The sequence below is a fragment of the Pseudomonas sp. BMW13 genome (assembly GCF_013357275.1).
Taxonomy (GTDB): Bacteria; Pseudomonadota; Gammaproteobacteria; order Pseudomonadales; family Pseudomonadaceae; genus Aquipseudomonas; species Aquipseudomonas khazarica.
This window is the reverse complement of sequence record NZ_SUKD01000018.1, coordinates 1-17699: the sequence shown is the minus strand read 5'-3', so window position 1 is coordinate 17699 and position 17699 is coordinate 1. Positions and strand designations below refer to the sequence as shown.

Below are 17699 nucleotides of genomic sequence, written 5' to 3'. Positions count from 1 at the left end.
CGGTGGTTGGCTGTTGTCAGCAGTGTGGTACAGCTTGGTCCATCTCGGCCAGCACTGCGAATGGATTCATGTTTCGGCGCGGTCCGCACGGGGCAGTTCGAACCAGAAGGTGGCGCCCTGGCCGGGTATCGAGTCGAAGCCGATACGTCCCTGCATGCGCTCGATCAGTTCCTTGCAGATCGCCAGGCCCAAACCGGTGCCGCCCTTCTGCCGGGTGTCGCCGGAGTCGGCCTGGGAGAACTTGGCGAAAATGCGCGAGTGGAAGGCCGCGGGAATGCCGGGGCCCCGGTCGCTGACGCTGACACGCAGCCTGTCGCCGACCTCCTCCAGGCGGATGTCCACCTCGCCACCGGGCGGCGAGAACTTGGCGGCGTTGGACAGCAGGTTGGCCATGACCTGCCCCAGACGCTGCGCATCGACCCGCACTGTGGCATCGCCTTGCGCGTGCAGGAGCAGGCGCACCTGATACTGGTCGGCATAGGGCTGGTTGTGCAGCCGCGCCTGCTCCAGCAGCGCTCGCAGCGGCCAGGGCTTGAGGTCGAAATGCATCTTGCCGGCGACCAGTTTCTCCATGTCCAGCAGGTCGTTGATCAGTTCGCTGAGGCGTTGGCTGTTGGCCTGCGCGATGCTCAGCATCGCTGCCATGGCCTCAGGCACCGGGCCGAGCGCACCGCCGTTGATCAGGCCCAGCGAGCCGGCGATGGCCGTCAATGGCGTACGCAGTTCGTGGCTCACGGTGGAGACGAACTCGTTCTTCATCTGCTCGATGCGCTTGCGTTCGGCGATATCGCGGATCACCGCGATGAAGCGCACCTGGCCCTGGTGGCTGATCTGCGAGACCGCCAGCTCCAGGGGGAAGCGCTCGCCACTCTGGCGCAAGCCCTCGAGCTCGCGGGTCTGATTGATCACCCGCGCTTCGCCGGTGTTCAGGTAGTGCAGGAGATAGCCATCGTGCGCGCTGCGGTGGGGTTCGGGCATCAGGATGCTGACGTTGTGCCCGGCGACGTCGGCCTGGGTGTGGCCGAACATCTGCTCGGCCGCGTGGTTGAAGGTCTCGATCGTGCCCGAGCCGTCGATGGTGACGATGGCATCGATGACGTTGTCGAGCAGGGTGCTCAGGTAGTGCTCGCGCTCGCGAATGGCCCGTTCGGCGCTGACCCGCGCGCTGAAGTCCTGGATCTGCGAGACGAAGTGCACCGGTTGGCCCTCCGCATCGCGGACCAGGGAGACGCTGAGCAGGCCCCAGAGCACGCGGCCCTGCTTGTCCACGTAGCGCTTTTCCATCTGGTAGGCGCTGATCCGCCCGGCGACCAGGTCCTCGAGGTTGTGCAGGTCGGCATCCAGGTCGTCGGGGTGGGAGAGGTCCATGAAATCGCTGTTCAGCAGCTCTTCGCGGCTGTAGCCGAACATGCGGCACAGTTCGTCGTTGACCTCCAGCCAGCGGCCATCCGGGGCGACCAGGGCCATGCCCAGGGGCGCCGTATTGAAGGCGTTGCGAAAACGCTGCTGGCTCAGGCGCAACTGGTCCTCGATGACCTTGCGCTCGCTGATGTCCCAGATGAAGCCATCGACCCAGAGCAGCCGGCCGTGCGTGTCGTACTCGCCGCGGCCCTTCTCGCGCACCCAGACACTGTGGCCGTCGGCATGGCGCAGGCGGTAGGTCAGCTCGAAGGTTTCCTTGAGGACGATGGCTTGGTCGGCCTGGTAGGTGATCGGCAGGTCGTCCGGGTGGATGACGCTGGAGAAGCTGCGCACGCGGTTGTCGATGAAGTCGCTGGACGGGTAGCCGGTGAGGCTGAGCACTTCGTCGCTGATGTAGCGCATGCTCCAGCTGCTGTCGTTGGCGCAGCGGTAGACCACGCCAGGCAGGTTGGCGACCAGGCCACGGAAGCGGCTCTCGCTCTGCTGCAGGGCGCGTGTGGCCTGCTGCAGCGCGCTGATGTCGCTGGCCACGCCGAGGAAACCGATGGCCTGGCCGCTGGCATCGAGGATGACGCTGGTGGTGAGGTTGACCCGGTACTGGCTGCCATCCTGGTGCACGTAGGTCCACTGGCGGGTTTCCGGCTCGCCGCCGCGCGCGTTGTGGACGAACACCTCGAAGCCTTCGATGCGTTCGCCGCTGCTGCGGCTCAGCTCCTCGGCCCGTGCCTCGAGCTCTTCGGCGAGGTGGAAGCGTTCGGGGGTCATCTGCCCGACGGCCTCGGCGCTGCTGTAGCCCAGCAAGCGCTCGGCGCCGGAGTTGAACAGGGTGATCAGGCCGTCGAGGTCGGTGGCGATGATCGAAACCCCGGTGGCCGAGTCCAGCAGCGTCTGCAGGAAGACGCGGGCCTCGGTGACCGCCTCTTCGCGCTGGCGCGCCTCGCTGACGTCGGTGTGGGTGCCGTACATCAGCAGGGGGCGGCCCTGTGCATCGCGTCTGGAGAGGCGCCCGCGTACCTGTATCCACAGCCAGTGGCCGTCCCGGTGCTGCATGCGGACCTGGCGGTCGTAGTACGCCACCTCGCCGGCGAAATGACGTTGCAGCAGGCGTTCGCTGGGCTCGCGGTCATCCGGGTGGCAGAGGCGCAGCCAGGTTTCCACCCGCGTGGGCTGCAACTCGTCCAGGCGATAGCCGAACATCTGCGCCCAGCGCTCGTTGAACACGGTCTCGCCGGTCTGGACGTTCCATTCCCAGGTGCCCACGTCGGTGCCTTCGATGATGCTGGCCAGGCGCTCCAGCAGGGCCTGGCGCGCCTGTTCCTGCTGGTCGCGCTCCAGGGTGGCGCCGACCCAGCGGGCGAACAGGCGCATGAACTCGCGCTCGCTGTCGTTGAAGGCGCGCTCCAGTACCGTGTGGTCGCAGAAGGCCAGGGTGCCGGCGCGGCGTCCATCGACCCAAATGGCGATACCGATGTAGCTCTCCAGGGCGAACTTGCCGTAGCAGGCATGTGCGCGGTAGGGGGAGGAGGCCATGTGTTCGATGCTCAGCACTTCGTCCTGGGCATAGGCCAGGCTGCTGTAGGTCTCGTCGAGGGCGAAGGTCTGTTCATCCTGCAGTTCGTCGCCAGGAGCGACCTGCACCAGCACCCGATAGCGTTCGTCCTCGATGAGGCCGATGACCCCGATCGGCATGCCGAAGTAGTCCGCTCCCGTGCGCAGCGCCTCGCGCAGCTGCTCCTTGCTGCTCAGGCTGGAAAGTGCGGAGATTTCGTTGAGCGCATGCAGGGCGCGTTGCTGGCGTTGCAGCAGGCGCTGGGTGCTGTGGCGGGTGGCGCGCAACAGCACCAGCAGCAGAACCTCCGCGCTCAACCAGGCCAGGACCCATTTGCCGATCAGCCAGTGCTTGTCGCGAACGTGCACCGCGTACAGCGGGCTCACGTCCCGCCAGGCCAGCAGGGAGGCATTCAGCGGCCCGCCGGAACGGGCCGTGAGGTCGACCAGCGGATAGTCACTCAGCAGGAAATGGCGGCCTTCGTCTTCCTGCAGGTCATGGCCGTTGGCCTGGCTCGGTGTCGGCAGCAGGCCATTGCGTTGCCAGTGCATGGCCTGGGGGCGCGAGGCGCTGATTACCTGCCACTGCTGCGGGTCGTTGGTCAGGCCACGCAAGGCTTCACCGCTGCGGTGGGTCAGCTGGCTCGAGCGCAGCAGCAGGGCGACCCCGCCGCCCAGTTCCTGGTCGAACTCCCTGGGCGTGGCGAGCACGCTCATGGCCACTTCGATCACGCCGATCTGCTTCGGCCCGTCCTGGGTCTCCACGGTCAGCGGGGTCATGGCATGCACGCTGACGTCGCCCAGGTTGTTGGAGCTGACGCCGGTCACGCTGTCGCCGTCGCGCAGGCTGTCTTCCACCAGGGGCTGGACGAGCCTGATGGTGTCGCCAAAGTGCCGCGGGTCATGCACGCGCAGCAGAATCCTGTCCCCCGGGGGCAGGTGCACGAAGAGGCGGAAACTGTGCTGGCGCTGCAGGTTGCGCCAGCGCGGTGCGAGGCGGGTGTAGAGCTGGTTGCGGATGTCGGTCAGTTGCTGCGGGCTGCCGTCGCCGAGGCTGTATGCCTGGCGGACCAGTTCCACCACCCAGGCATCGGCGGCCATCGCCTCGGCCAGCAGCTGGGCGCGTTCGTGCAGGCCTTTCTGCGAGCTGTGCAGGGCCAGTCGCAGCGCCTCCGCCTGCTTGTTCATCTGCAGTTGCCACAGCGCCTCGCGTTCGACCATCGCCTGGCGGCCGAGCAGGGCGAAGAGGATCGCCAGGCACAGGCTGCCACCGATGACGATCCAGCGGATCGGCCGCGGGTTCGTCCTCACCTGGCCGCGCCCCTGTCGATGCCGGCGAGCCGGTACAGGCGGTCCAGTTCCTGTTCGCTGCCACCCTGCAGCTCCGCGCAGGCCAGGCGCATGATCACCGGGTCGCGCTTGCTGTTGCCGGGCGGCAGGGCGTAGCAGGCGCCGATCAGTTCGCGCAGCGGCGTCGGCAGGCGCCAGTGGCTCTTGAGCCGGTTGGCCAGGTCGCCGCTGCAGCGCTGCAGGGCGCTGCCCAGGGTTTCGTCATCCAGCGCCTGACCGGCATGACGCCAGCACTGTGCCTGGTACAGAACCGCCAGCTCCCCCATGCGTTGCAGCAACGCAGCGCTGCTCATGGGCGCTGCGTCGATCCTGGCGCTCTTGCACAGTTCCTCGATGCGCTGGCGCAGATACCGGGCCTGGGTGAACTGCTCGTCGCCCAGGCGTTTGAGGTCTTCGTCCTGCAGGGCCGCCACGGGGCGTAGGGCGAGCCCCTGAACCAGGCTGAGCACCGTACCTGGCCCGAGCCGGCGCAGCGCTTCCGGGAGGCTGATGCAGGGTTGCCCGCTGGCGTTATAGCTGGCGCTGTTGGCGGCAGCGATCAGCCGGGCATGCACTGCCGGATCGTTCTGCCAGTACTCCTGCAGTGCCTGCGCTGCCTGGTCGGGCTTGTGCAACTGCTGGAGCAGGGCATCGTGCAGGGGCAGGTCCAGAGCGCTGTTGGGCAGGCCCGCGAGAAACGGCAGGAAGCCACCTGTGGCAGGCACTGCGGCGTCAGCGGGTTCGTCGTGCTGCGGTGACAGCAGCGGGCGCAGGGTCTCGAGTACCTTGGGCACCTGAAAGGGCTTGCTGATGAAGGCGTTTATTCCCAGCCGGCGTGCCAGCAGCACGCTGTCCCGGTCGGAGCGCGCGGTGATCATCACCAGCGGGACGCTGGCGTCACTGCGGTGCGCGACCTCGAGCAGGCTGGTGCCGGGGCCGTCGGGCAGATTCCAGTCGGCGATGACCAATTGGGCCGGTTGACGCTTCCAGGCGTCGAGCGCATCGGCCAGCCGCGTGACGCTTTCGATCTGTGTGCTGGGGTGCAGGTTTTGGACGATCTGCTTGAGCAGATCGGCGATCCATGGATCGTCTTCCAGTATCAGCACCCGCATGCTCAATCCCTCGGCGTGAATGGGCTGTCGTGTGGTGAGGGCCCTTCGGGAAGGTCGCCTGTCCGGCGCTGTGCCGGTAGCGGTCTGCCGTAGTGGTAACCCTGACCATAGTCACAGCCTAGCTCGCGGAGGAACTCGACCTGACGTGGTGCTTCGATGCCTTCGGCCAGTACCTTCAGACCCAGGCTGTGTCCAAGCGCGATGACGGCGCGGGCGATGGCCGCATCGTCGGTATCTTCGGGCAGGCCGCGGACGAAACTCTGATCGATCTTCAGCTTGTCCACCGGCAGGCGTTTCAGGCGTGCAAGCGAACTATAGCCGGTGCCGAAGTCGTCGATGGCCAGGCGTACGCCCAGGGCACGCAAGCGGGTCAGGAAGCGCAGAGCCGCATCAGGGTCTTCCATGATCGCGCTCTCGGTCACCTCCAGTTCCAGCTGACCAGCCGGAAGGCCGGTTTCGGCCAGGACCCGCGCCACCTTCTGGTCGAGTTCGCCACGGCTGAACAGGCGGCTGGAGATGTTCACCGCGACGAAACGCAGCGAGCCGCCCTCGGCATTCCAGCTCACCATCTGGCGGCAGGCCTGCTCCAGCACCCAGGCGTCGATGGCCGCGATCATGCCGTTCTCTTCGGCCATCGGGATGAACTCGGCCGGGGGCACCAGGCCACGCTGCGGGTGCTGCCAGCGCACCAGTGCCTCCATGCCCACCATGTGACCATCACGCAGGTCATGCAGGGGCTGGTAGTAAACGCGCAGCTCCTGGTTGTCCAGGGCATGGCGCAGGCTGCTGGCCAGCTCGACACGCTGGCGCGCGTAGTCGGTCAGTTCCTGCACATAGAACGCATAGCCCTCGCGGCCGCTGCTCTTGGCCTTGAACAACGCCGAGTCGGCATTGCGCATGATCTGCTCGACGCTGTCGGCTTCCCCCGGGAACAGGCCGATACCGATGCTGGCGCCGATATACAGCTCATGCCCGTCGAAACGAAAGGGCGCTTCCAGGCAGCGCAGCAGGCGTTGTGCCAGCTCCGCAGCCTGTGGCGCGGCGGAGCAGTTCTCGGAGAGCAGGCCGAACTCGTCGCCCCCCAGGCGGGCCAGGGTGCAGCCGTTGGGAATATCCTGCAGCAGGCGTTCGCCGACTCCCTTCAGCAGGGCATCGCCGACGTTGTGCCCGAGGCTCTCGTTGATGTGCTTGAAATGATCCAGGTCGATCAGCAGCACGGCGCCGCGCAACCCTTCGCTCTTGCTGCGCTCCAGTGCATGGGCGACCCGTTCGGTGAACAGCAGGCGGTTGGGCAGGTTGCTCAGCGGGTCGTGGTGGGCCAGGTAGTCCAGCTCATGCTGCGAGCGCTTCAGTGCGCTGATGTCGGAGAACACCGCCACGTAGTGACTGAGGCGCCCCTGTTCGTCATGGATGACGCGGATGCACTGCCACTGCGGATAGATCTCGCCGCTCTTGCGCCGGTTCCACACTTCGCCGCTCCAGGCACCGCGATTTTCCAGCGCGTTCCACATGCTCTGGTAGAAGCTGGCGTCGTGGTGCCCCGAATTGAGCAGATTGGGGCGTTGCCCGAGTATCTCCTCGCTGCTGTAGCCGGTGATGCGACTGAAGGCCGGATTGACATGGACGATACGCTGGTCGGGGTCGGTGACCAGCACACCCTCCTGAGTGGCATCGAACACGGCAGCCGCCTGGCGCAGGCTGTCATCGTTGGCACGTTGCTGGGTGACATCACTGGCAATGCCGATGAAGCGCTGTGGCTGGCCATCCTCGTCGTGCAGCAAGCGGCCGCGCGAGTGGATCCAGCGGTAGCTGCCGTCGGCATGCCGCAGGCGGTAGATGTTTTCGTACTGCTGATCGGTCCACTCGGTACTGAGTGCCTGCATCGCACCTTCACGGTCATCCGGGTGCAGGCGCGCGGCCCAGTCGTCACGGGTATCGCCGAGGGCCTGTGGCGTCAGGCCGAGCAGCGCGGCGTAGCCATCGGAGAAGAATACCCGGCGCTTGGACACGTCCCAGTCCCACAGGCCGTCGTGGGTAGCATTGAGGGCCAGGCGCAGGCGTTCCTCGTTGCTCGCCAGCTCCAGCCGTGCGCGGCGATGCCGCTGGGCGTGGCGGTACAGCACCAGGTAGAGCAGGGCGCTGGTCAGCAGGACGAAGAACAGTCCCTTGAGTGATTGCAGGCGCTCCTGCTGCGCCACGGACAGGCCCAGTGCCGCCAGCAACTGGTCACTCAGGAGAACCCAGGCGCCCGCGAGCAGCAGGTAGACCAGGGTCAGACGCAGGGCGGCAAAGTCGATACGCATGGGGTGCAGGCCAAGCTCCCTTCAAATGGTGGGCAGTATAGATGGGGTAGGGCTGAAACATTCTTATCTAAAAGACCAACTGGTTTTCTGGCCTGGGTCAGGGATAATGCGATCAGGTTCGTTCTTGTAGGACAAACCGTGTTTCCCTATCAAGAGGCAACAGCATCCATGTGGTACAACGGTTTACTCGACCTTTCGGTCTGGCAGTTGGTGGCTGTGACCCTGCTGATGACGCACGTGACCATCGTCAGCGTCACGGTCTATCTGCACCGCTATTCGGCGCATCGTGCACTGGAGCTGCACCCCGCGCTCAAGCATTTCTTCCGTTTCTGGCTGTGGCTGACCACGGGCCAGAACACTCGCGAGTGGACCGCGATTCACCGCAAGCATCACGCCAAGTGCGAGACCGACGATGACCCGCACAGCCCGGTCATCAAAGGGCTGGGCACCGTGCTGCGCAAGGGCGCCGAGCTTTACCAGGAAGAGGCGAAGAACCAGGAAACCCTGCGTATCTACGGCAAGAACTGCCCGGACGACTGGATCGAACGCAATGTCTACAGCCGCTACCCGATCGGTGGCGTGACCCTGATGGCGATCATCGACCTGGCCCTGTTCGGCGTGCTCGGCATGACCGTGTGGGCGGTGCAGATGATGTGGATTCCGGTCTGGGCTGCTGGCGTGATCAATGGTCTGGGCCACGCGGTCGGCTACCGCAACTTCGAATGCCGCGATGCCGCCACCAATTTGCTGCCCTGGGGCATCCTGATCGGCGGCGAGGAGCTGCACAACAACCACCACACCTACCCGAACAGCGCCAAGCTGTCGGTCAAGGCCTGGGAGTTCGACATGGGCTGGGCCTGGATCCGGCTGTTCAGTCTGTTCGGGCTGGCCAAGGTGCAGCGCGTTGCGCCCATCGCCCACCGGGTCGAGGGCAAGGGGAGTCTGGACATGGACACCGCCATGGCCATCCTCAACAACCGCTTCCAGATCATGGCGCAGTACCGCAAGCTGGTCATCGCACCGCTGGTCAAGCAGGAGGTGGCCAAGGCCGACGAGTCCGTTCGTCACCTGTTCCGTCGCGCCAAGCGCCTGCTCTCGCGTGAGCCGAGCCTGCTGGAAGAGCAGCACCACGCGCGCATTGCCGACATGCTGGCGCAGAGTCAGGCGCTCAAGGTGATCTACGAGAAGCGCCTGGCCCTGCAGCAGATCTGGGTGAAGACCAGCAGCAATGGCCACGACATGCTGGAGGCGATGAAGCAGTGGGTGCACGAGGCCGAGGCCAGTGGCATCCAGTCGCTGCGTGACTTCGCCGAGCAGCTCAAGACCTACTCGCTGCGCCCGGCCGGCGTGGCTGCCTGAGCGCCGTTCGTTACACACGAAGGCCCGCCGAACGGCGGGCCTTCGTTTTTGTCCAAGAACTCGCACTATGATCATTTCAATGCGACGCGAGGGAAGGGATGGCTGCTGTAATGGATGCTGAAGGCAACGCTGTTTCCGAATTGGAAGAATTGACCTTGGCCCTGCTGCATAGCCGCGCCGAGGTCGAGCGCCTGGGCGAGCGCGAGCAGCTGTTCAGCAGCCTGCTCGGCAGCGTCAATGCCGTGCTCTGGGCGTTCGACTGGAACGAGCAGCGGATGATCTACGTCAGCCCGGCCTATGAACGCATCTTCGGCCGCTCGGCCGCCCTGCTGCTGGCGGATTACGGCGAGTGGCGCAACAGCATCTACCCGGACGATGTCGACTATGCGGCCGAGAGCCTGGCCAAGGTGCTGGAAACCGGGGCCGTGGAGAGCCGCGAGTACCGCATCATCCGTGCCGATGGCCAGCTGCGCTGGCTCAGCGACAAGTGCTTCGTCAGTCCCTGGGGAAGGCAGCAGGGGCCGGTGATCGTCGGCATTGCCGAGGACATCACCGAGAAAAAGCGCCTGGAAGGCGAGCTGCACCGTCTGGCGACCACCGACGTACTGACCCAGAGCAGCAACCGCCGGCATTTCTTCGAATGTGCCCGCCGCGAGTTCGAGCATGCCCGCAAGTTCGGCAGCCCGCTGGCCTTTCTGTTGCTCGATCTCGACGACTTCAAGAAGATCAACGACCACTATGGCCATCAGACCGGCGACGATGTCCTGCGGCGCCTGGCGCACTGTGGCAGCAACGCGCTGCGGCGTGGCGACCTGTTCGGGCGCATCGGCGGTGAGGAGTTCGCCGCGCTGTTCCCGGGCTGTGAGCCGGATGTCGCACTGCAGGTGGCCGAACGCTTGCAACGCGAGGTGCAACGCCTCGGCTTCCAGCACGAAGGGACGAGCTTCCGCATCACGGTCAGCCAGGGGCTGACCAGCCTGCTGGCGGCCGATGCCAGCCTTGACGCGCTCTATGCGCGTGCCGACGCGGCCATGTACCTGGCCAAGCGCCAGGGCAAGAATCAGATCGTGGTCGGTTGATGACTTGGCGGTTTTCCGCCTGAAAGGCAGTCGTGGTGAGCGGAAACTTGCCTGTAGAGCCCTGTGACTAAATGGTCACTGACCTGCAGAAAAAATGTAACCTACTGTTCTAGATAGCTTGCTGAGGTGTTTTCACGATCTGGCACGCTATCTGCGTAGGCCCCGCGAGATGCCGGCGGGATGTCGGCGCAAAATAACAACGACGAGAGAAGCCAACCATGCACCATTCTGCCTGCCTCAGTTCGGCCGCTGTCCTGCGTTCGCCGTTGTTCTGTACTACCTGAATTTTTCACGTACCCGCTCGAGCCAGGTCGTTGTCGCACCCTGGCTCGCGGTTGCGTCTGCCCTATTCGTTCCGACCTGCCTCTTCGTGCCGAAGCCTGCGTCGGACGATGCGTCAACTCAAAACACACTGGAGAGAAACATAATGAGAAAGACCTCCCTGGCACTGGCCGTAGCCGCCAGCACCCTGGGCCTGAGCCAAGTGGCCTTCGCCGATCTGGTCGGCGATACCAAGGTCAGCCTGGAAGCGCGCAACTTCTACTTCAACCGCGATTTCCGTCAGGGCAACAGCGACACTCCGGCCCCGAGCCAGTCCAAGCAGGACGAGTGGGCCCAAGGTTTCATTCTGCGCATGAACTCCGGTTTCACCGAAGGTACCGTAGGCTTCGGTGCCGATGCGATCGGCATGTTCGGCTTCAAGCTGGATTCCGGTGACGGTACCGCTGGTAGCGGTCTGCTGGTTCCGGATCGCTCGGGTGGTTCGCAGGACAACTACTCGGACCTGGCTGTAGCCGCCAAGGTCAAGGTCTCCAACAGCACCCTGCGCGTTGGCCAGATGCAGTTCAAGAACGCCGCCATCGCCTCCAGCGACGGCCGTCTGCTGCCCCAGGTATTCGAAGCCGGTCACCTGGTCTCCCAGGAAATCGACGGCCTGATGCTGGAAGCCGCTCACGTGCGTGAGGTCAACCACCGTAACTCCGGTGACTACGAAGACATCGCCATCACCAGCGGCGGTCGCCGTGGTATCACCACCTCTGGTGGCGCCACCACCGATTCGTTCGACTTCGTCGGCGGCACCTACAAGCTGACCAAGGACCTGACGGCCGGCTACTACTACTCCAACCTGGACGAGCTGTACAAGCAGCACTCCTTCAGCGCCGTGCACGTCCTGCCGCTGGGCGACAAGCAGAGCCTGAAGACCGACGTGCGCTTCGCCCGCTCGACCGATGACGGCAATCGCAGCAACGTGGACAACAAGGCCTTCGGCGCCATGGTCACCTACTCGCTGGACGGCCATGCCTTCGGTCTGGGCTACCAGAAGATGAGCGGCGACACCGGTTTCGCCTACATCAACGGTACCGACCCGTTCCTGGTCAACTACGTGCAGATCAGCGATTTCGCCAACAAGGACGAGAAGTCCTACCAGGCGCGCTATGACTTCAACTTCGCCTCGATCGGTATCCCGGGCCTGACCTTCATGACCCGTTACCTGACCGGCGACAACGTCGATCGCGGCCGTGGCGTTTCCGAAGGTCGTGAGTGGGAGCGCAACACCGAGCTGATGTACGTCTTCCAGGAAGGCGCGCTGAAGAACCTGGGTGTTCGCTGGCGTAACGCCACCGTTCGCTCCAACTTCGCGAACGACATCGATGAAAACCGCCTGATCGTCAGCTACACCCTGCCGCTGATGTAAGGTCTGAGTCGCTCGGGAAGCCTTGCAGCTGTGTAGTCCCGAGCTGTGCTCAAGAAAATGCCCGTATCTTCCGGATACGGGCATTTTTTATGGGCGCGAGTTACTCGGCGGGAATGGCCGTGCGGGTGTCGCGCGGAGCCGCCGAGGACGCCAGGATGGCACTGGCCAGCGCCATGTCGTCGGCGTCCTGCAGCTCGGGGTTGCCTGCGCGCAACTGCTGCAGCGCGGCTTCCAGGTGCGGGCCGCGAATCTCGCCGGCACTGGCGACGAAGCTGCTGGCATCCTCCTCCGCGGCAGCGACCAGCTTGCGGTCCTTGAACGTCAGGTAGGTCGACGCGGTGGTCGCGCCCGAGGACAGAATGTCACGCAGCAGGCCATCCGCGGCTGCGCTCTGGGCAATCAGGAAGGCGCTCAATGCCATGGCGGCCCGGCTTATTGCTCGCATGATGAAGCTCCTGTGAATTAGGCACACTCGTTCAGAGTGGTGTCAGGAGCCACAGGTTCCGTCGTGGCGATGGCCGGCCGCCTTGGCTAGCGGACGGTCTCGCGGGCTGCGTCCTGTTCCACTTTCAGGACCACACCCTCCTGGGCCACGACCTTGACCGGGCTGCCGGCTGGCAGGTCGGGGCCGCTGACCAGCCACAGGCTGTCGCCGGCCTTGATCTTGCCGCGTCCGTCGATGATCGCCTCGTGCAGGGCGAAGCGCCGCCCGAGCAGCTCGCTGCCGCGCCGGTTCAGGCCGGGCTGGTCGCTGGGGGGCAGGGGGCTGCGTTGGCGGCGCCACCAGACCACTGCGGTGAGAATGGCCAGCAGGCCGAACAGAAAGAACTGCCAGACCCACGGTAGCGCCGGGAACAGGTAGGTCAGCACACCGACACAGGCGGCCGCGAGGCCGATCCACAGCAGGTAGCCGCCGGCACCGAAGACTTCGAGGATCAGCAGGATGGTAGCCAGGGCCAGCCAGTCCCAGAACGACAGGTTTTGCAGGTACTGGATCATGCCTCAGCTCCGCTTCTCTGCAGAGCCGTCGCTGGCAAAGGTGGCCTTGACGATTTCGCCGATGCCGCCGACGGCACCGATCACCTGGCTGGCCTCCAGCGGCATCAGCACCACCTTGCTGTTGTTGGCGGAGGCGAGCTGGCCCAGGGCCTCGACATACTTCTGGGCCACGAAGTAGTTCACCGCCTGGACGTTGCCGGCGGCGATGGCCTGGGACACCACGCGGGTCGCCTCGGCTTCGGCCTGCGCGGCCCGCTCACGGGCTTCGGCTTCGAGGAACGCGGCCTGGCGCTCGCCCTCGGCGCGAAGAATCTCCGCCTGCTTGTGCCCTTCGGCAGTGAGGATGGCGGCCGAGCGGGCGCCCTCGGCCTCGAGAATTTGCGCACGCTTGAGGCGCTCGGCCTTCATCTGGCTGGCCATGGCCTCCACCAGGTCGGCGGGCGGGCTGATGTCCTTGATCTCGATGCGGGTGATCTTGATGCCCCAGGGAGCGGTGGCCTCGTCCACGGTCTTGAGCAGGCGCTCGTTGATGGCGTCACGCTGGCTGAGCATGGCATCGAGCTCCAGCGAGCCCAGCACGGTGCGGATGTTGGTCATCACCAGGTTGCGGATGGCGTGCTCCAGGTGGTTGACCTCGTAGGCCGCCTGGGCGGCGTTGATCACCTGGAAGAAGCACACGGCGTCGATCTGCACGATGGCGTTGTCGGAGCTGATCACTTCCTGCGGCGGAATATCCAGCACGCTCTCCATGACGTTCAGCTTGCGACCGATGCGGTCCATCACCGGCACGATGATGTTGAGCCCGGGCTTCAGCGTCGTGGTGTAGCGACCGAAGCGTTCCACCGTCCATTCCGAGCCCTGCGGCACCACCTTGAAGCCCATGTAGACGATGGCCACAGCCAGGCCGACGAACAGTAGCAGGACGCCACCGATTTCCATGATGCGATCTCCCTCATGCATACCTTGTGCGGGCGCAGGCAAGGTGTGCTGCGCCTATTTCGCATCTAAGCATAGCCGCTGCGGGATTGCCGCCGACCCCTTCTCAGTGCCTGGCAGCACCTGACATGCAAGCGCTGCCAGGTGAACGGCCGCACAGTGCGACGTGACGACGCGGGGCGTGCAGCGAGCGCGCTCGAGGCTTCAGCGTTGCTCGCTCTGCGGCGTCACGCGCAGCACTTCCTCGATCGTGGTCTGCCCGGCGGCGACCTTCTGCGCGCCGGACAGGCGCAGGCTGCGCATACCGTCCTTGAACGCCGCGCGACGCAGGGCGGTGAGGTCGGTGTCGGCATTGATCAGCGGGCGGATGGCATCGTTGATCAGCATGATTTCGTACACCCCGGCGCGCCCGCGGTAGCCGGTCTCGCGGCATTCCAGGCAGCCCACGGCGCGTTGCGCATGGTTCGGCAGCGGCGAGCTCCAGGGCTTGGTCAGGCCACTCCAGCTGTCTTCGTCGAGTTGCACCGGTGCCTTGCAGTGCGGGCACAGGGTCCGCACCAGGCGCTGGGCCATGACGCCGAGCACGGTGGCCTTGAGCAGGTAGTGCGGCACGCCCAGTTCGAGCAGACGGGTAATGGCGCTGGGGGCGTCGTTGGTGTGCAGGGTGCTGAGCACCAGGTGGCCGGTGAGCGCGGCCTGGATGGCCATCTCGGCGGTTTCCAGGTCGCGGATCTCGCCGATCATGATGATGTCCGGGTCCTGACGCATCAGGGCACGCACGCCGCTGGCGAAGCTCAGGTCGATGTTGTGCTGCACCTGCATCTGGTTGAAGGCCCCCTCGATCATCTCGATCGGGTCCTCGATGGTGCAGACGTTCACCTCTTCGGTGGCCAGCTGCTTGAGCGTGGTGTACAGCGTGGTGGTCTTGCCCGAACCGGTGGGGCCGGTGACCAGGATGATGCCGTTGGGCTGGCAGGTCATGCTCTCCCAGCGGCGCAGGTCGTCCGGCGAGAAGCCCAGCTGGTCGGGGCTCTTCAGCAGCACGTCGGGGTCGAAGATACGCATCACCATCTTCTCGCCGAAGGCGGTGGGCAGGGTCGACAGGCGCAGTTCCACCTCGTTGCCGTCCGGGGTCTTGGTCTTCACCCGGCCGTCCTGCGGCTTGCGTTTCTCGGCGATGTTCATTCGCCCCAGGTTCTTCAGGCGGCTGACCACCGCCATGGTGACCTGGGCGGGGAACTGGTAGACGGTGTGCAGCACGCCGTCGATGCGAAAGCGCACGGTGCCCTGTTCACGGCGCGGCTCGATATGGATATCGCTGGCGCGCTGCTGGAAGGCGTACTGGAACAGCCAGTCGACGATGTTGACGATGTGCGCATCGTTGGCGTCCGGCTCCTGGTCCTGGGCGCCGAGGCTGAGCAACTGTTCGAAGTTGCCGACGCCGCTGACCTTCTGGTCGGTGGCATTGGCGCCACTGACCGAGCGGGCGAGGCGATAGAACTCGGTGGTGAAGCGCTGGATGTCGGCGGGGTTGGCCACCACGCGCTTGATCGGGCGCTTGAGCACGTGCACCAGGTTGGCTTCCCAGCTGTGTACCAGCGGCTGGCTGCTGGCGATGGTGACGCTTTCGCTGTCCACCGCCACGGCAAGAATCTTGTGGCGTTGGGCGAAGGCGTAGGACATCAGCGGGGTGATCGCCGGCACGTCGATCTTCAGTGGGTCGATGCGCAGATAGGGCTGCCCGGAGAAGTTGGCCAGCCACACGGTCAGGGTTTCCAGGTCGAGCTTCTTGCCCGGCCGTGTCAGGTCGTCGACCTGCTGGGCGGCGAGGAACTCCAGCGGGTGCTGGTTGTTGTTCAGCGAGCTGCGGCGGATCGCCAGGCACTGCTCGGCCACGTCCTGGTCGACCCGGCCATGGGCGACCAGTTCGCGCAACAGGTCGCCAAGGTCCAGTACGCGATCAGGGGCGGTGGCAGTGAAGGCGGACATGAGGGCTCCTAGGGGTCGACCTGAACAAGGTTAGCCGAACTAGGATGCCCGAAAAGCTGCAGAAGGGCGAAGGGCCTGGCGTGATCGAGCGCCCGCTTCAGGCGACCTCCGTCACCAGGTTGTGATCCAGATGCTGCCAGGTCACCTGCCAGACGCAGACCAGGCCCCGCAGCTTCTGCGCCAGGACACCCGCGCGATGCACCGAGAGGCCTTGCAGGCGCAGGCTGATATGCAGATCGTCCTGCTGGCGCTGGACCTGCAGCGCCTCGGGCAGCAGCTGCAGCTGGGCGAACAGGCCGAGCAGGCGGCACAGTACATCGGCTTCCGCATCGGTGCGCAGCTGGTATTCGGCGCAGGCATCCGGGCGATCCTGCCAGGGATCGCGACGATGGTGGACAGCGGGGAACGGCGTGGTATCAGGCATGGTGGCGACTCGGGGCAGGTTTTGCCTAAGTTTCCCCCTTGCGGCGGCAAAAGTTCTGCCTTGTTTTCTGTTATTTTGCCGGTTATGTGGATAGAGTTTCCTCAGTATTGAGTGATTGGGGAATTTTTATGTCCGTCGAGCTGGATGCCTACGACCAGCGCATTCTCGCGCTGCTGCAAGAGGATGCCGGCCTGTCCACGGCCGAGATCGCCGAGCGTATCGGCCTGTCGCAGTCGCCGTGCTGGCGTCGTATTCAGCGCCTCAAGGAAGAGGGGGTGATTCGCAAGCAGGTGACCCTGCTGGATCGCAAGCTGATCGGCCTGCACACCCAGGTGTTCGCCCAGGTCAAGCTGAATGCCCATGGCCGCTCCAACCTCACCGAGTTCGCCGAAGCCATGCGCGAGTTTCCCGAGGTGCTGGAGTGCCACGTGCTGATGGGGGCGGTGGACTTCATGCTGCGTATCGTCACGCGCGACATCGAGGCTTACGAGCGCTTCTTCTTCGAGAAGCTGTCGCTGGTGCCGGGCATCCAGGAGGTGAACTCCATCGTCGCCCTGTCGGAGATCAAGTCCACCACCAGCCTGCCATTGGTCTAGCGGCTGCCTGGCGTGGCGGGCTCGGTCGTGCGCTTGCCGGGTGGCGTGAGGCCCATGGAGACGTAGATGCTGGTCAGCTGCTCGACGCCCATGTCCGCCGGGCGAACCCACTCCTGAGGCACGTAGAGCAGGCCGCCGCCCACCGGAATCGGTGCGGTCGGCACGAGGATCGCGCAGTAGGCACGCCCTTCCAGTTCCACCGTTTCCGAGCTGGGGCGCAGGGCGAGTACCGCCACGCCGTCACCCCCGAAGAAGCACCAGACCGGCGCCATGGTGGTGATGTCCGGGTTCTTGCTCTTGTCCAGCAGGCCGACGAAGCGGTCGGCCAGGTTGTAGAAGTTGCCGATCAGCGGGGTGCGGCGCAGCGTGTGGTCGAACAGCCACGCCAGGGGGCGGCGCAGGCCCAGTTGTACGGCCAGTCCCAGCGGGTAGAGGCTGGCCAGCAGGACCAGGCTGCCGAGCAGCCAGGCCATGTAGCCATTGCTGGAGAAGGGCTGGCCAAGGGCAGCGAACAGCTGGCCGATCATGGTCGACGGGCCGACCAGGCGGTTGAGCAGGCTGAAGATCCAGGCCAGCAGGGCCATGGTCAGGACCAGTGGCAGCAGCGCCAGCAGGCCGGTGAGCCAGGTGGTCACCACGGATTTCAGGCTGCGTCGGATCATGCTCGGGATTCCTTGGTCGGAGTGTCGCGACTTTACGCGAGATGGAGGCAGGCCGTGTGGTAATCGCGGTGACTGTGTCGGGCGATGGCAGGCCAAAAAAAGCCCGGCACTAGGGCCGGGCGGAGTGGGTACACGAGGTACCGAAGTAGCAGCGTTCTATCGGGCTCAGCTCATGCCCAGCCAGTTCGGCAGGGCCATGGACACGGCCGGGATGTAGGTGATCACCAGCAGGAAGCTGATCAGCA

General features: G+C 65.0%; 13 protein-coding genes. 4 read left to right on the top strand and 9 right to left on the bottom strand.

Annotated elements, in window-relative coordinates; all coding sequences use genetic code 11:
• Nucleotides 1–66: 66 nt before the first annotated feature.
• From E4487_RS14125 to dibA, 3 genes are read right to left on the bottom strand one after another with little or no spacing between them, the layout of a single operon-like run.
• Nucleotides 67–4281 carry a PAS domain S-box protein gene (locus tag E4487_RS14125; protein ID WP_175253670.1) on the bottom strand — a complete coding sequence of 1405 codons (4215 nt, stop codon included), beginning with the start codon at nucleotides 4279–4281 and terminating at the stop codon, nucleotides 67–69.
• Nucleotides 4278–5411: an HDOD domain-containing protein gene (locus tag E4487_RS14120; RefSeq protein WP_175253669.1), complete on the bottom strand. Its 1134-nt coding sequence runs from the start codon at nucleotides 5409–5411 to the stop codon at nucleotides 4278–4280. The genes E4487_RS14125 and E4487_RS14120 overlap by 4 nt, the downstream gene beginning before the upstream one ends.
• Nucleotides 5412–5413: 2 nt before the next feature.
• Nucleotides 5414–7714 (bottom strand): phosphodiesterase DibA, encoded by a 2301-nt coding sequence (dibA, locus tag E4487_RS14115; RefSeq protein WP_175253668.1) that lies wholly within the window; start codon nucleotides 7712–7714, stop codon nucleotides 5414–5416.
• A 168-nt stretch (nucleotides 7715–7882) separates the two neighbouring features.
• On the opposite strand from dibA, the gene desA reads away from it, so the two are divergent.
• The 3 genes from desA to E4487_RS14100 all read left to right on the top strand — a co-directional run bounded on the left by desA (nucleotide 7883) and on the right by E4487_RS14100 (nucleotide 11848).
• Nucleotides 7883–9073 (top strand): delta-9 fatty acid desaturase DesA, encoded by a 1191-nt coding sequence (gene desA / locus E4487_RS14110; RefSeq protein WP_037051392.1) that lies wholly within the window; start codon nucleotides 7883–7885, stop codon nucleotides 9071–9073.
• A 110-nt stretch (nucleotides 9074–9183) separates the two neighbouring features.
• Nucleotides 9184–10152 carry a sensor domain-containing diguanylate cyclase gene (locus E4487_RS14105; RefSeq protein ID WP_175253667.1) on the top strand — a complete coding sequence of 323 codons (969 nt, stop codon included), beginning with the start codon at nucleotides 9184–9186 and terminating at the stop codon, nucleotides 10150–10152.
• Nucleotides 10153–10579: 427 nt separating this feature from the next.
• The gene (locus E4487_RS14100; RefSeq protein WP_175253666.1) at nucleotides 10580–11848 is read left to right on the top strand and encodes an OprD family porin; all 1269 of its coding nucleotides are present in this window, start codon (nucleotides 10580–10582) and stop codon (nucleotides 11846–11848) included.
• A gap of 100 nt (nucleotides 11849–11948) precedes the next feature.
• On the opposite strand, the gene E4487_RS14095 is transcribed toward E4487_RS14100, so the two are convergent.
• The 5 genes from E4487_RS14095 to E4487_RS14075 all read right to left on the bottom strand — a co-directional run bounded on the left by E4487_RS14095 (nucleotide 11949) and on the right by E4487_RS14075 (nucleotide 16196).
• Complete coding sequence (locus E4487_RS14095; RefSeq protein ID WP_037051397.1) at nucleotides 11949–12293, bottom strand: DUF2388 domain-containing protein; 345 nt, start codon at nucleotides 12291–12293, stop codon at nucleotides 11949–11951.
• Nucleotides 12294–12379: 86 nt separating this feature from the next.
• On the bottom strand, nucleotides 12380–12847 hold the full coding sequence (locus E4487_RS14090) for an NfeD family protein (protein ID WP_175253665.1): 468 nt from the start codon (nucleotides 12845–12847) through the stop codon (nucleotides 12380–12382).
• 3 nt (nucleotides 12848–12850) lie between these two features.
• Entirely contained in the window at nucleotides 12851–13786 is a 936-nt protein-coding gene (locus E4487_RS14085; protein WP_037057477.1) for an SPFH domain-containing protein, read from the bottom strand.
• A gap of 201 nt (nucleotides 13787–13987) precedes the next feature.
• Nucleotides 13988–15772, bottom strand: a complete 1785-nt coding sequence (locus E4487_RS14080; protein ID WP_175253664.1) for a GspE/PulE family protein — start codon at nucleotides 15770–15772, stop codon at nucleotides 13988–13990.
• A gap of 97 nt (nucleotides 15773–15869) precedes the next feature.
• Nucleotides 15870–16196, bottom strand: a complete 327-nt coding sequence (locus tag E4487_RS14075) for a hypothetical protein (protein ID WP_257229430.1) — start codon at nucleotides 16194–16196, stop codon at nucleotides 15870–15872.
• A 128-nt stretch (nucleotides 16197–16324) separates the two neighbouring features.
• Between E4487_RS14075 and E4487_RS14070 the strand changes: the two genes are divergently transcribed.
• Nucleotides 16325–16792 (top strand): Lrp/AsnC family transcriptional regulator, encoded by a 468-nt coding sequence (locus tag E4487_RS14070; RefSeq protein ID WP_134678320.1) that lies wholly within the window; start codon nucleotides 16325–16327, stop codon nucleotides 16790–16792.
• Here E4487_RS14070 and E4487_RS14065 read toward each other — a convergent pair.
• A complete protein-coding gene (locus tag E4487_RS14065) occupies nucleotides 16789–17454 on the bottom strand; it encodes a DUF502 domain-containing protein (RefSeq protein WP_037057488.1) in 666 nt (221 codons plus the stop codon). The genes E4487_RS14070 and E4487_RS14065 overlap by 4 nt on opposite strands.
• Between the last annotated feature and the right edge of the window lie 245 nt (nucleotides 17455–17699).